Origin of the sequence: Streptomyces sp. NBC_00239, from assembly GCF_036194065.1 — a bacterium.
Lineage (GTDB): Bacteria > Actinomycetota > Actinomycetes > Streptomycetales > Streptomycetaceae > Streptomyces.
In genome coordinates this window covers 1,758,445-1,772,352 of record NZ_CP108095.1, presented here as the reverse complement: position 1 = coordinate 1,772,352, position 13,908 = coordinate 1,758,445, and the positions used below count along the sequence as shown (strand labels likewise).

Genomic DNA, 13,908 nt, shown 5'->3' with positions numbered 1-13,908 from the left:
TTCGGCCTTCAGTCTGCCGCACAAATGCGGCTTGTCCGCACTTCGGTGATCCACGCATGTCTGCCCCCCGCCACGTGATATGCGACGGGGGGCAGTGGTGCACGGCCGGCTCACGGCCGCTCCCTCAGGACTCCGGTTGGGCTCCGGTTCGATTCCGCTCCGGGTCCTCCCGGATTCCGGTCGGGCGTCCGGCCGGACGCCCGGTCAGACTCCGAACGGGGCCGGATACCGGATCGTGCCCGCCGGCACCGGCACCGAACCGTCGAGGACCAGCAGCATGTTCGCCTCCTCCGGCACCTCGAACGCGTGGCTGACCCCGAAGGCTGCCGCCGGCACGAAACCGAACCGCGGGTAGTACTCGGGATGCCCGAGCACCAGCACCAGCGGCGCTCCGCTGCGGCGCACGGCGTCCAGCACCGCCCGCACGACGGCGCTGCCGGCGCCCGTGCGCTGGTACTCCGGCGCCGTCGCCACCGGCGCGAGCGCCAGCGACGGCACCCCGTCGATGTGGCAGCGGGTGACCAGCGCGTGCGCGGCCACCGACCCGTCGGGCGCCTGCGCCACGTAGGAGAACCCGGGGATCCACGCCCCGTCCGCGCGCAGCTCGTCGACCAGCTCCGCCTCGTACGGGGTCGGGAACGCGGCCGCGTGGACCGCGAACACGGCCTCCCGGTCGGCGGGCCGCTCCTCGCGGACCGTCCAGCCGGCCGCCCCGGCGGGCCGCAGCACGTAGCCGCTGTACCCGTACTCGCCGCCGTGGTCCCGGCGCATGGCGATCTCCGTACGGGCCCCGGCGATCGCCTCGGCCATTCCGGGCACCGACGGGTCGGCGGCCTCGGCCCGCTCGCCGAGCGGCCCGTAGTACTCGTCCCAGTCGGACTGCGGCTGCGGGTGGACGCCGAGCACCTCGTACCCGGCGGCCTCGGCGGCCGCCGCGTTGTCGGCGTCCCGGCGCAGTGCGTAGTGCTCCTCCCAGAAGGCCCGCGCCTGCCCGGAGGGCTCGTCGGAGGTCCACACGCACTCGGTCAGCACGAGCGCGCCGCCCGGGGCGAGGAGCCGCTTCCACTCCCGCAGGGCGGTGTCGAAGCCGATGTTGTAGACGGAGCTCTCCGCCCAGACGAGGTCGAAGGAGCCGTCGGGGAACGGCAGCGCGCCCATGTCGGCGAGCACCGGACGCACCCGGTCGGCCAGCCCGCGGGCCGAGGCGGCCGCGCGCAGCTCGTCGAGGAAGCCGTCGTACAGGTCGACGGCGGTCACCTCGGCGCCCGCTTCGGCGGCGAGGAGCAGTGCGCTGCGGCCCGGGCCGCAGCCCAGGTCGAGGACCCGCGGCCGCTCGGGGAGGGGTCCGGCGAGGGAGAGGAGGCGCCGGGTCGTCGCGTCGGAGCCCGGCCCCTGGCGCGGCAGACCGCGGTGGAGAGTGAGAAATGCCTCGAACAACGTGTTGTCGGTCAACGTGAACCCTTGAGGAAGTGGGCCCCGGACCGCGGCGCGATCAGCGCGCAGAAAGCGTGATCAGACCCGGCCGGACGCCCGGAACGTGGGGATGGACCTGTCGTCGCCGCACACGGCAGCGAACACTGCGACGGTCATCAACCCACCTCCTTCAGGCATTCGGGGCGCATCACACGCGTCGAACGAGACGGCATGTCTCTGCGAGCACCCTAACACCGGGCCGTTTGTCGGCGGAAGCGTCGATCGACCATGATGATCACGGCGGGGGGAGACCGCCCGGAGCCCCGCGTTCATCGGCTTATCGGGGCGTAAACGGGTGATGAACGCCCCCTTCCATTCATCCGATAGCCTCTGCCGGACGTGTCGCCGCCCCCGTTCGGGCGCCCGTTCCGCACTTGTCCCAAGGAGTGAGTCCGTCCTGCCGACCGCCATCCTCACCGGCCCGCCGGTCCCCGGATCGCCGCTCGAAGGCGAACTGCGCTCCCTCGGTTTCGACGTGCGCCACGCCCCCGCCCCGTGGGACGCCGGCCACGTGCTGTCCGCGCTGCCCGCCGCCGAGCGGGTCGCCCTCGTCGACAGCCGCTTCGTCGGGCACACCCACGCCCTGCGCCTCGCGCTGACCGACCCGCGCTTCGAGGCCTGCGCCATCCCCGGCGCGCTCGGGGTGCAGGCGCCGCTGCGGGCCGAGCTCACCGCGGCCGCCGCGGAACCCGACCCGCTCACCGCCAACCTCCCGGACCGGCTCGCCGCCGCCCTGGAGTCCGCGGGCACCCCCGTGCAGCGGCCCGAGCTGGGCACCCTCGTCGCCGAGGTGCCGCAGGACCCCGGAGCCCGGACCGCGGCCGCGGCCGCCGTCGCCGCCGTGGACGACGAGGCCGTGCGCCTGCGCACCGCCGTGAAGTCCCGCGACGGCTTCTTCACCACCTTCTTCATCAGCCCGTACTCGCGCTACATCGCACGCTGGTGCGCCCGGCGCGGGCTGACGCCCAACCAGGTCACCACCGCCTCGCTGATCACCGCGCTGATCGCGGCGGGCTGCGCCGCCACCGGCGAGCGCACCGGCTACATCGCCGCCGGCGTGCTGCTGCTCGTCTCCTTCGTGCTCGACTGCACCGACGGGCAGCTCGCCCGGTACGCGCTCAAGTACTCGACGATGGGCGCCTGGCTCGACGCCACCTTCGACCGGGCCAAGGAGTACGCCTTCTACGCCGGCCTCGCGCTCGGCGCCGCCCGCGGCGGGGACGACGTATGGGCCCTCGCGCTCGGCTCGATGGTGCTGATGACCTGCCGGCACGTCGTGGACTTCTCCTTCAACGAGGCGAACCACGACGCCACCGCCAACACGAGCCCCACCGCGGCCCTGTCCGGCAAGCTCGACAGCGTCGGCTGGACGGTCTGGATCCGCAGGATGATCATCCTGCCGATCGGCGAGCGCTGGGCGATGATCGCGGTCCTCACCGCGGCCACCACCCCCCGCATCACCTTCTACGCGCTCCTGATCGGCTGCGCCTTCGGCGCCCTCTACACCACCGCGGGCCGTGTCCTGCGCTCCCTGACCCGCAAGGCGAAGCGGACCGACCGGGCCGCGCAGGCGCTCGCGGACCTCGCCGACACCGGCCCGCTCGGCGAGCTCGTCGCCCGCCTCACGGCCCGCCCGGCGCACCCGCTGCGCCTGCTGTTCGCCCTGGTCGGAGCGGTCGTCGTGACCGGCGCCGCCTGGACCGAGCCGTTCGGCAGCCCCACGGTCGTCTACGCCGCCCTGCTGTACGCGGTGCTCGCGGGGAACGCGGTCTCGCAGCCCCTCAAGGGCGCCCTGGACTGGCTGCTGCCGCCGCTCTTCCGGGCCGCAGAGTACGGCACGGTGCTGCTGCTCGCCGCCAAGGCGGACGTGCCCGGGGCCCTGCCGGCGGCATTCGGCCTGGTGGCGGCGGTCGCCTACCATCACTACGACACGGTGTACCGCATCCGCGGCGGCACCGGCGCGCCCCCGCACTGGCTGGTGCGGACGACCGGCGGCCACGAAGGCCGGGTGCTGATCACCACGGCCCTGGCCGCCGTCCTCGCGCGCAACACGGACTTCCCCGTCGCGCTCACGGCCCTGGCCGTGTTCGTGGCACTCGTGGTGCTCGCCGAGAGCATCCGGTTCTGGGTCTCTTCCGGAGCACCCGCCGTACATGACGAAGGAGAACCAGCATGATCGGCCTTGTACTCGCTGCCGGTGCCGGACGCCGCCTGCGTCCCTACACCGACACCCTTCCCAAGGCCCTCGTGCCGGTCGGCCCCGAAGGCCAGGAGGAGAGCCTCACGGTCCTCGACCTGACCCTGGGCAACTTCGCCGCGGTCGGCCTCACCGAGGTCGCGATCGTCGTCGGCTACCGCAAGGAGGCCGTGTACGAGCGCAAGGCCGCGCTGGAGGCCAAGTACGGCCTGTCGATCACGCTCATCGACAACGACAAGGCCGAGGAGTGGAACAACGCCTACTCCCTGTGGTGCGCCCGTGACGTCCTGAAGAAGGGCGTCATCCTCGCCAACGGCGACACCGTGCACCCGGTCTCCGTCGAGGAGACCCTGCTCGCCGCCCGCGGCAACGGCCAGAAGATCATCCTCGCCCTCGACACGGTCAAGCACCTGGCCGACGAGGAGATGAAGGTCATCACCGCCGAGGGCCAGGGCGTCCGCACGATCACCAAGCTGATGGACCCGGCCACCGCGACCGGCGAGTACATCGGCGTCACCCTGATCGAGCCCGACGCCGCCGAGGCGCTGGCCGACGCCCTGAAGGCCACCTTCGAGCGCGACCCCGACCTCTACTACGAGGACGGCTACCAGAAGCTCGTCAACGACGGCTTCGTCATCGACGTGGCCCCCATCGGCGACGTCAAGTGGGTCGAGATCGACAACCACGACGACCTCGCCAAGGGCCGGACGATCGCATGCCAGTACTGACGCGGCTCATCCCGTCGCCGGTCGTCGTCGACATCAGCTGCGGCGCCATGGACGACCTGGCCGGCCTCCTGGCCGACCAGCGGATCTCGGCGTCCGGCAAGCTCGCGATCGCCATCAGCGGGGGATCCGGCCAGGCGCTGCGCGCCAAGCTGGAGCCCGTACTGCCGCACGCCGACTGGTACCCGGTCGTCGACGGCACGATCGACTCCGCGGTCAAGCTCGCCGACGACATAAAGGGCCGCCGCTACGACGCAGTGGTCGGCCTGGGCGGCGGCAAGATCATCGACGTGGCGAAGTACGCCGCGGCGCGGGTCGGGCTGCCGATGGTGGCCGTCGCCACCAACCTCTCGCACGACGGCATCTGCTCGCCGGTGTCGATCCTCGACAACGACAACGGGCGGGGCTCCTACGGCGTCCCCACGCCGATCGCCATGGTGATCGACCTCGACGTCATCAAGGACGCCCCGGTGCGGTTCATCCGCGCCGGCATCGGCGACGCGATCTCCAACATCTCCGCGATCGCGGACTGGGAGCTCTCGCACCGCCTGACGGGCGAGCCCGTGGACGGCCTCGCCGCCGCCATGGCCCGCACCGCCGGCGAGTCCGTGCTGCGCCACCCCGGCGGCTGCGGCGACGACGAGTTCCTCACCGTGCTCTCCGAGGCCCTGGTGCTCTCCGGCATCGCCATGTCGATCAGCGGCGACAGCCGCCCGTCGTCGGGCGCCTGCCACGAGATCAGCCACGCCTTCGACCTGCTCTACCCGGGGCGCTCCGCGCTCCACGGCGAGCAGGTCGGCATCGGCGCCGCCTTCGCCATGCACCTGCGCGGCGCCCGCGACCAGGCCGGGCTCTTCACCGAGGTGCTGCGCGGCCACGGGCTGCCGGTGCTGCCTGAGGAGATCGGGTTCAGCGTGGACGAGTTCGTCAAGGCCGTCGAGTACGCCCCGCAGACCCGCCCGGGACGCTTCACCATCCTGGAGCACCTCAACCTGTCCGCCGCCGAGATCAGGGACGCTTACTCCGACTATGCCAAGACCATCCGTAGCTGAGCTCCGTCCGGTCGTGCACCCCGCGGGGGTCAAGGACCGGCGCAGCGGAGAGCACTGGGGCGGGCGCCTGTACATGCGCGAGATCTCTCTGCGCATCACCCGCATCCTGGCCACCACCAAGGTCACGCCCAACCAGCTGACCTACCTGATGACGCTCGCCGGCGTCCTCGCCGCCCCGGCCCTGCTGGTGCCGGGCGTCTGGGGTGCCGTACTCGGCGTGGTGATGGTGCAGCTCTACCTGCTGCTCGACTGCGTCGACGGCGAGCTCGCCCGCTGGAAGCAGCAGTTCTCGCTGTCCGGCGTGTACCTGGACCGCGTCGGCGCCTACCTGTGCGACGCGGCGGTCCTGGTCGGCTTCGGCCTGCGCGCCGCGGACCTGTGGGGCACCGGCCGGATCGACTGGCTGTGGGCCTTCCTCGGCACCCTCGCGGCACTCGGCGCGATCCTGATCAAGGCCGAGACCGACCTGGTCGGCGTCGCCCGCCACCAGGGCGGACTGCCGCCGGTGAAGGAAGCCGCGGCCGAGCCGCGCTCCTCCGGCATGGCCCTCGCCCGCCGGGCCGCGTCGGCGCTGAAGTTCCACCGGCTGATCCTGGGCATCGAGGCGTCGTTCCTGATCCTGGCGCTGGCCGTCGTGGACTCGGTCCGCGGCGACCTGTTCTACTCGCGGCTCGGCGTCGCCGTACTGGCCGGCATCGCGCTGCTGCAGACCGTGCTGCACCTGGTCTCCGTCCTCGTCTCCAGCAGGCTGAAGTGAGTACCGCGATGCGGCTGGGCGCCGTCATCATCACGATGGGCAACCGCCCGGACGAGCTGAACGCCCTGCTCGACTCGGTCGCCAAGCAGGACGGCGACCCGGTCGAGGTCGTCGTGGTCGGCCAGGGCGTCAAGATCACCGGGCTGCCCGAGGGCATCCGTACGGTGGACCTGCCCGAGAACCTGGGCATCCCCGGCGGCCGCAACGCGGGCATCGAGGCCTTCGGGCCCGGCGGCCGCGAGGTGGACGCCCTGCTCTTCCTCGACGACGACGGCCTGCTGGCCCGCACCGACACGGCCGAGCTGTGCCGGCGCGCCTTCGCCGAGGACCCCGAGCTGGGCATCGTCAGCTTCCGCATCGCGGACCCGGACACCGGCGTCACCCAGCGCCGCCACGTGCCGCGGCTGCGCGCCTCGGACCCGATGCGGTCCTCGCGCGTGACCACGTTCCTCGGCGGCGCCAACGCGGTGCGCACCAAGGTGTTCGAGCAGGTCGGCGAGCTCCCCGGCGAGTTCTTCTACGCGCACGAGGAGACCGACCTGGCCTGGCGCGCGCTCGACGCGGGCTGGCTGATCGACTACCGCGCCGACATGGTCCTGCACCACCCGACGACGGCGCCCTCCCGGCACGCGGTCTACCACCGCATGGTGGCCCGCAACCGGGTCTGGCTGGCCCGCCGCAACCTGCCGGCCCCCCTGGTCCCCGCCTACCTCGGGGTGTGGATGCTGCTCACGCTGCTCCGCAAGCCCTCGGGCCCGGCGCTCAAGGCCTGGTTCGGCGGCTTCCGCGAGGGCTGGGCCACTCCGTGCGGGCCCCGGCGCCCCATGAAGTGGCGCACCGTGTGGCGGCTGACCAGGCTGGGCCGACCACCTGTCATCTGACGAGCCCGCTTCTGGGAGCATGTCCGTACCCCGGGACACTCCCGGGGCACGGGGCCCAGAGCCCGATGTCCGCCCTTGCTGCGCATCTTGAAGACGAAAGTTTCAACTTGTGAGTGACACAACCCACGACGGCGCCCTCGCCACGAGCAAGCCGCCGTCTCCCGACGAGGGGCTGACCCCGGCGGAGCTCGCCGCGAAGTACGGCCTGTCGGTGAGCGGTGCCCGCCCCGGGCTCATGCAGTACGTGCGGGAGCTGTGGAGCCGCCGCCACTTCATCCTGGCCTTCTCCTCGGCCAAGCTGATGGCGCAGTACAGCCAGGCCAAGCTCGGCCAGATCTGGCAGGTCGCGACTCCGCTCCTGAACGCGCTGGTCTACTACCTGATCTTCGGGCTGATCCTGAAGGCCGGCCGCGGCATGGACCAGGACACGTACATCCCGTTCCTGGTCATGGGCATCTTCGTGTTCACCTTCACGCAGAGCTCGGTGATGGCCGGTGTCCGGGCGATCTCCGGCAACCTCGGCCTGGTGCGCGCCCTGCACTTCCCGCGCGCCTCGCTGCCGATCTCGTTCTCGCTCCAGCAGCTCCAGCAGCTGCTGTACTCGATGATCGTGGTCTTCATCGTCGCGGTGGGCTTCGGCAACTACCCGAGCCTGTCGTGGCTGCTGGTGATCCCGGCGCTGTTCCTGCAGTTCGTCTTCAACACCGGACTCGCCATGGTCATGGCGCGGGCGGGCGCGAAGACCCCGGACCTCGCCCAGCTGATGCCGTTCGTGATGCGTACGTGGATGTACGCGTCGGGCGTCATGTTCTCCATCGGCGAGTACCTCAAGGAGGCGCCTGCCTGGGTCGCGGACGTGCTCCAGTGGAACCCCGCCGCCATCTACATGGACCTCATCCGGTTCGCCCTGATCGACAAGTACGACTCGTCGTTCCTGCCGCCGCACGTGTGGGCCTTCGCGGTCGGCTGGGCCGTGGTGATCGGCCTCGGCGGCTTCGTGTACTTCTGGAAGGCTGAGGAGCGTTACGGCCGTGGCTGATGAACTCTCCCCCAACTACGCCCCGGACGGCGCGCGCATCCCCACGGTGATCGCGGACGACGTCCACATCGTCTACCGCGTCAACGCGGGCGGCGGCGGCAAGGGCAGCGCCACCGCGGCGCTCAACAAGATAATCCGACGCAAGGGCGAGCAGCCGGGCGTCCGCAAGGTGCACGCGGTGCGCGGGGTCTCCTTCACCGCGTACCGGGGCGAGGCCATCGGCCTCATCGGCTCCAACGGCTCCGGCAAGTCCACCCTGCTCCGCGCCATCGCCGGCCTGCTGCCGTGCGAGTCCGGCAAGGTCTACACGGACGGCCAGCCCTCGCTCCTCGGCGTCAACGCGGCGCTGATGAACGACCTGACCGGCGAGCGCAACGTGATGCTCGGCGGCCTGGCGATGGGCATGTCCCGCGAGGAGATCAAGGAGCGCTACCAGGGCATCGTCGACTTCTCGGGCATCAACGAGAAGGGCGACTTCATCACCCTGCCGATGCGCACCTACTCCTCCGGCATGGCCGCCCGCCTGCGCTTCTCGATCGCCGCCGCCAAGAACCACGACGTGCTGATGATCGACGAGGCGCTCGCCACCGGTGACCGCCGCTTCCAGATCCGCTCCGAGGAGCGCATCCGCGAGCTCCGCAAGGAGGCCGGCACGGTCTTCCTCGTCAGCCACAGCAACAAGTCGATCAGGGACACCTGCGACCGCGTCCTGTGGCTGGAGAAGGGCGAGCTCCTGATGGACGGCCCCACCGAAGAGGTCGTGAAGGCGTACGAGAAGGAGACGAGCCGCTAGACGGCCCGGCGCGGCGGGGCTCCCAGGGGGTCGCGCCGCACGCCCCGCCGGCTCCTCTGCTCGTCGCGGGACCCCCGCCGCAGCACTTGCGGCGGGGGTCCCGTGCTGCGTGCGGCGGGGCCGCGCGGGGGCCGCGACATCACGTAACGGGGCGTACACCCGGTGGGGCCGGTTCGCGTTGTACAACGTAAGCTGGACCGGTGCTGAATCGCGGCAAGTGGGGACGATTCCCCATAGCCGAGAGGGCACCCTCCCGGGGCGGACCGGCGGCGTGTCCGAAATAGGATGTATTGAGTCAGCAGTGTAGAACGGGAGATGTGACGGCAATGGCTACGGGAATTCTCCTGCCCCTCCGGGTACGAGCCGTCCCCGCCGCGGGCGGCGGCCGGTGACGCCGGCACCCGGCACCCGTCCCCGGACCGACGCGGACCACGCGCGCGCCACGCTCGGCAAGGCCGCCGACGAGAACTTCCCCGTGGCCCCCTTCTTCGTCCCCCGCGCCTGGCGCGCCGGGCTGACGGCCGTCTACGGGTACGCGCGCCTGGTCGACGACATCGGCGACGGCGACCTGGCCCCCGGCGGCCGCGACGCCGAACTCCTCGGCCTCGGCGCCGACCGCGCGGACGACCGCCTCGCGATGCTCGACGCCTTCGAGGCCGACCTCGGCCGGGTCTTCGACGGCACCCCGCGCCACCCCCTGCTGCGCGCCCTGCAGCCCGTCGCGGCCCGGTACGCGCTGACCCCCGAGCCCTTCCTCGGCCTGATCGAGGCCAACCGCCAGGACCAGCGGGTCCGCCGCTACGAGACGTACGAGGAGCTGCTCGCGTACTGCGAGCTGTCCGCGAACCCCGTCGGCCGGCTGGTGCTGTCGATCACCGGCACCAGTACCCCCGAGCGGGTCCGCCACTCCGACCGGATCTGCACCGCGCTCCAGATCGCCGAACACCTCCAGGACGTCACCGAGGACCTCGCCCGGGACCGGATCTACCTCCCGGCCCAGGACATGCGCCGCTTCCACGTCACGGAGGCCGACCTCAAGGCGCCCTCCGCCGGCATGTCGCTGCGCTCCCTCGTCGCCTTCGAGGCGGAACGTGCCCGCGCCCTGCTGAATGACGGCACCCCGCTGGTGGGTAGCGTCCACGGCAGGCTCCGGCTGCTGCTCGCCGGGTTCGTCGGCGGCGGCCGCGCGGCCCTGAAGGCGATCGAGCGGGCCGGGTTCGACGTGGCGCCCGGCCCGCCCAAGCCCACCAAAACCGGCCTGCTCCGCGAGGTCGGCGCCGTTCTGCGCACCGCGCCGAGAGAGGGGTGAGCCCGACTGTGGAGGGCCAGCCGCACGTGTCCGCACCCGTACTCGCCGCATACAGCTACTGCGAGGCCGTCACCGGCGCCCAGGCGCGCAACTTCGCCTACGGCATCCGGCTGCTGCCCGCCGACAAGCGGCACGCGATGTCCGCGCTGTACGCCTTCTCCCGGCGCGTCGACGACATCGGCGACGGCACCCTGCCCGACGACGCCAAGCTGATCCGTCTGGAGGAGACGCGCGCGCTGCTCGCCCGGGTCCGCGACGGCCGCGTCGACGAGGACGACACCGACCCGGTCGCGGTGGCGCTGGCACACGCCGCCGGCCGCTTCCCGATCCCGCTCGACGGCCTCGACGAGCTGATCGACGGCGTCCTCATGGACGTCCGCGGACAGACGTACGAGACCTGGGACGACCTGAAGGGCTACTGCCGGTGTGTCGCCGGTGCCATCGGACGCCTCTCCCTGGGCGTGTTCGGCACCGCGCCCGGCGCACGCGACGCCGCACGCGCCCCCGAGTACGCCGACACACTGGGTCTCGCCCTCCAACTCACCAACATCCTCCGGGACGTCCGGGAAGATGCGGGCAACGGCCGCACCTACCTGCCCGCCGAGGACCTCGCCAAGTTCGGCTGCGACGCGGACTGGCTCGGGGACTCCGGTACGGGCCGGATGCCGGCCGGTTCGGACTTCGCGGGGCTCGTCCACCACGAAGTACGGCGCGCCCGGGCCCTGTTCGCGGAAGGGTACCGGCTGCTGCCGATGCTCGACCGGCGCAGCGGCGCGTGCGTGGCCGCGATGGCCGGGATCTACCGCCGCCTGCTCGACCGCATCGAACGCGAGCCGGAGGCGGTCCTGCGCGGACGCGTCTCGCTTCCCGTGCGGGAGAAGGCGTACGTCGCCGTGCGCGGCCTGTCGGGGCTCGACGCGCGGACCATCTCGCGCCAGGCGGCCAGGAGGCGGGTCTGATGAGCAGTCCGACGAGCAGTGCGGTGAGACAGAACACCGGAACACCGGCAGAACAGACGAACGGCCGCAAGCGGCACGCAACCCCGGCGCCGGCGGCTGCGTCCCCCAAGTCAACACCCGCACGACCCGAGCGGACGGGCCCGGTATCCCAGGAGGGCGTATGACCGCGAACCACGCGGTGGTCGTCGGCGGCGGACTGGCCGGAGTGACCGCGGCACTCGAACTCGCCGACGCGGGACTGCAGGTGACCCTGCTCGAAGGCCGCCCGCGGCTGGGCGGCCTCGCCTTCTCCTTCAAGCGCGGCGACCTCACCGTCGACAACGGCCAGCACGTGTACCTGCGCTGCTGCACCGCCTACCGGTGGTTCCTCGACCGGGTCGACGGCGCCGCCCTCGCCCCCCTCCAGGACCGCCTCGACGTACCCGTCCTCGACGTCGCGCACCCCAAGGGGCCGCGGCTGGGCCGGCTGCGCCGCAGCGCGCTACCCGTACCCCTGCACCTGGCCGGGGCGCTCGCCCGCTACCCGCACCTCTCCCTCGCCGAACGCGCCGCCGTCGGACGCGCCGCCCTCGCGCTGCGCTCCCTCGACCCGGCCGACCCGGCCCTGGACGGCGTGGACTTCGCCACCTGGCTCGGCCGGTACGGCCAGACCCCGCGCGCCGTCGAAGCGCTGTGGGACCTCGTCGGCATCGCCACCCTCAACGCCACCGCCGCACAGTCCTCGCTCGGCCTGGCCGCCATGGTCTTCAAGACCGGCCTGCTCTCCGAGCCGGGCGCCGCCGACATCGGCTGGGCCCACGTGCCGCTCGGCGACATCCACGACACCCTCGCCCGCAAGGCCCTCGACGCGGCCGGCGTGCGCACCGAGACACGGGCCCGGGTCACCGGCATCGCCCGCACCGACGACGGCGGCTGGCGGGTGGCCACCGAGACCGGCCCGCTCGACGCCGGCACGGTCGTCCTCGCCGTCCCCCAGCGGGAGGCCCACGGCCTGCTGCCGCACGGCACCCTCGACGACCCGGACACCCTCCTCGACATCGGCACCGCACCCATCCTCAACGTGCACGTGGTCTACGACCGCAAGGTGCTCAAACGTCCCTTCTTCGCCGCGCTCGGCTCCCCGGTCCAGTGGGTCTTCGACCGCACCGACACCTCCGGGCTCGCCGACGGCGGCCAGTACCTTGCGCTCTCCCAGTCCGCCGCACAGGACGACATCGACGAACCCGTCTCCGTGCTGCGCGCCAAGTACCTCCCCGAACTGGAGCGGCTGCTGCCCGCCGCGCGCGGCGCCAAGATCCGCGACTTCTTCGTCACACGGGAGCGGACGGCGACGTTCGCCCCCACCCCCGGCGTGGGCCGGCTGCGCCCGGCGGCCCGCACCCACGCCCCCGGCCTGTTTCTGGCCGGGGCATGGACCGCCACCGGCTGGCCCGCGACCATGGAGGGCGCCGTCCGCAGCGGTCTCACCGCGGCACACGCCGCGCTGGCCGCACTCGGCCGCCCCCGCGAACACCCGCTGCAGGAGGCGGCATGACGATCAGCACGTCAGGCACGACGGCACGTACAGGAACCAGAGGAGAACCAGTGAACCCGGGGAACCCGGCTGTCGACAACGCGGCGAAGACGGCGCCGGCGGCGCCCGCCGCCGGTCCCGCCGGCGCCGAGAAAGCGGACACGCTCGCGCTCCTGGAGCGCGGCCGCACGCTGTCGACTCCCGTACTCCGCGCGGCAGTCGACCGCCTCGCACCGCCCATGGACACCGTCGCCGCCTACCACTTCGGCTGGATCGACGCCGAGGGCAACCCCGCCGACGGCGACGGCGGCAAGGCCGTCCGTCCGGCGCTCGCGCTGCTCTCCGCGGAGGCGGCCGGCGCCGCCGCCGAGGTCGGCATCCCCGGCGCGGTCGCCGTGGAACTCGTGCACAACTTCTCCCTGCTGCACGACGACCTGATGGACGGCGACGAGCAGCGCCGCCACCGCGACACGGTGTGGAAGGTGCACGGCCCGGCCCAGGCCATCCTCGTCGGCGACGCGCTGTTCGCGCTGGCCAACGAACTCCTCCTGGAGCTCGGCACCGTGGAGGCCGGCCGCGCCACCCGCCGCCTGACCACCGCCACCCGCAAGCTCATCGACGGCCAGGCCCAGGACATCTCGTACGAGCACCGCGAGCGCGTCAGCGTCGAGGAGTGCCTGGAGATGGAGGGCAACAAGACCGGCGCCCTGCTCGCCTGCGCCGTCTCCATCGGCGCCGTGCTCGGCGGCGCCGACGACCGCACCGCCGACAAGCTGGAGGAGTACGGCTACCACCTCGGCCTCGCCTTCCAGGCCGTCGACGACCTCCTCGGCATCTGGGGCGACCCCGACGCCACCGGCAAGCAGACCTGGAGCGACCTGCGCCAGCGCAAGAAGTCCCTGCCGGTCGTCGCCGCGCTCGCCGCGGGCGGACCCGCCTCCGAGCGCCTCGGCGAGCTGCTCGCCGCCGACGCCAAGATCACCGACTTCGCGAGCTTCTCCGAAGAGGAGTTCGCCGCCCGCGCCGCCCTCATCGAGGAGGCCGGCGGCCGCCGCTGGACCGAGGAGGAGGCCCGGCGTCAGCACGCCGTTGCCGTACAGGCGCTCGACGAGGTCGACATGCCGCAGCTTGTCCGCGATCAGCTCGTGGCGCTTGCGGACTTTGTCGTCGTCCGCAAGAGATGATCACCGTTCGGAGATGAATCGCGAGT

General features: G+C 72.3%; 12 protein-coding genes. 11 read left to right on the top strand and 1 reads right to left on the bottom strand.

What is annotated here, in order from left to right:
* Nucleotides 1–204: 204 nt before the first annotated feature.
* Nucleotides 205–1,452, bottom strand: coding sequence for a bifunctional class I SAM-dependent methyltransferase/N-acetyltransferase (locus OG764_RS07735; protein ID WP_328967652.1), 1,248 nt, complete (start codon nt 1,450–1,452; stop codon nt 205–207).
* 418 nt (nt 1,453–1,870) lie between these two features.
* On the opposite strand from OG764_RS07735, the gene OG764_RS07730 reads away from it, so the two are divergent.
* From OG764_RS07730 to OG764_RS07680, 11 genes are all read left to right on the top strand, one after another.
* The gene (locus OG764_RS07730) at nt 1,871–3,649 is read left to right on the top strand and encodes a DUF5941 domain-containing protein (RefSeq protein WP_328972911.1); all 1,779 of its coding nucleotides are present in this window, start codon (nt 1,871–1,873) and stop codon (nt 3,647–3,649) included.
* Nucleotides 3,646–4,398: a phosphocholine cytidylyltransferase family protein gene (locus OG764_RS07725; protein ID WP_328967651.1), complete on the top strand. Its 753-nt coding sequence runs from the start codon at nt 3,646–3,648 to the stop codon at nt 4,396–4,398. Before OG764_RS07730 ends, OG764_RS07725 begins: the two co-directional genes overlap by 4 nt.
* Complete coding sequence (locus OG764_RS07720; protein ID WP_328967650.1) at nt 4,386–5,447, top strand: iron-containing alcohol dehydrogenase family protein; 1,062 nt, start codon at nt 4,386–4,388, stop codon at nt 5,445–5,447. Before OG764_RS07725 ends, OG764_RS07720 begins: the two co-directional genes overlap by 13 nt.
* Nucleotides 5,425–6,204: a CDP-alcohol phosphatidyltransferase family protein gene (locus OG764_RS07715; RefSeq protein ID WP_328967649.1), complete on the top strand. Its 780-nt coding sequence runs from the start codon at nt 5,425–5,427 to the stop codon at nt 6,202–6,204. The genes OG764_RS07720 and OG764_RS07715 overlap by 23 nt, the downstream gene beginning before the upstream one ends.
* Nucleotides 6,205–6,212: 8 nt before the next feature.
* Nucleotides 6,213–7,085: a glycosyltransferase family 2 protein gene (locus OG764_RS07710; RefSeq protein WP_443056193.1), complete on the top strand. Its 873-nt coding sequence runs from the start codon at nt 6,213–6,215 to the stop codon at nt 7,083–7,085.
* Between the two features lie 109 nt (nt 7,086–7,194).
* Complete coding sequence (locus OG764_RS07705) at nt 7,195–8,124, top strand: ABC transporter permease (RefSeq protein ID WP_328967647.1); 930 nt, start codon at nt 7,195–7,197, stop codon at nt 8,122–8,124.
* On the top strand, nt 8,117–8,917 hold the full coding sequence (locus tag OG764_RS07700) for an ABC transporter ATP-binding protein (RefSeq protein ID WP_328967646.1): 801 nt from the start codon (nt 8,117–8,119) through the stop codon (nt 8,915–8,917). The genes OG764_RS07705 and OG764_RS07700 overlap by 8 nt, the downstream gene beginning before the upstream one ends.
* A gap of 388 nt (nt 8,918–9,305) precedes the next feature.
* Nucleotides 9,306–10,226 (top strand): squalene synthase HpnC, encoded by a 921-nt coding sequence (gene hpnC / locus OG764_RS07695; RefSeq protein ID WP_328967645.1) that lies wholly within the window; start codon nt 9,306–9,308, stop codon nt 10,224–10,226.
* Entirely contained in the window at nt 10,223–11,185 is a 963-nt protein-coding gene (gene hpnD / locus OG764_RS07690; RefSeq protein ID WP_328967644.1) for a presqualene diphosphate synthase HpnD, read from the top strand. Before hpnC ends, hpnD begins: the two co-directional genes overlap by 4 nt.
* Nucleotides 11,186–11,345: 160 nt before the next feature.
* The gene (hpnE, locus tag OG764_RS07685; protein ID WP_328967643.1) at nt 11,346–12,719 is read left to right on the top strand and encodes a hydroxysqualene dehydroxylase HpnE; all 1,374 of its coding nucleotides are present in this window, start codon (nt 11,346–11,348) and stop codon (nt 12,717–12,719) included.
* Nucleotides 12,720–12,769: 50 nt separating this feature from the next.
* Nucleotides 12,770–13,882 carry a polyprenyl synthetase family protein gene (locus tag OG764_RS07680; protein WP_443055865.1) on the top strand — a complete coding sequence of 371 codons (1,113 nt, stop codon included), beginning with the start codon at nt 12,770–12,772 and terminating at the stop codon, nt 13,880–13,882.
* Nucleotides 13,883–13,908: the final 26 nt, after the last annotated feature.

Coding starts and splice junctions, on each gene's coding strand:
- OG764_RS07715 (WP_328967649.1), top strand. CDS start 5,425: ATGCCAAGACCATCCGTAGCTGAGCTCCGTCCGGTCGTGCACCCCGCG.
- OG764_RS07720 (WP_328967650.1), top strand. CDS start 4,386: ATGCCAGTACTGACGCGGCTCATCCCGTCGCCGGTCGTCGTCGACATC.
- OG764_RS07710 (WP_443056193.1), top strand. CDS start 6,213: ATGCGGCTGGGCGCCGTCATCATCACGATGGGCAACCGCCCGGACGAG.
- hpnE (WP_328967643.1), top strand. CDS start 11,346: ATGACCGCGAACCACGCGGTGGTCGTCGGCGGCGGACTGGCCGGAGTG.
- OG764_RS07725 (WP_328967651.1), top strand. CDS start 3,646: ATGATCGGCCTTGTACTCGCTGCCGGTGCCGGACGCCGCCTGCGTCCC.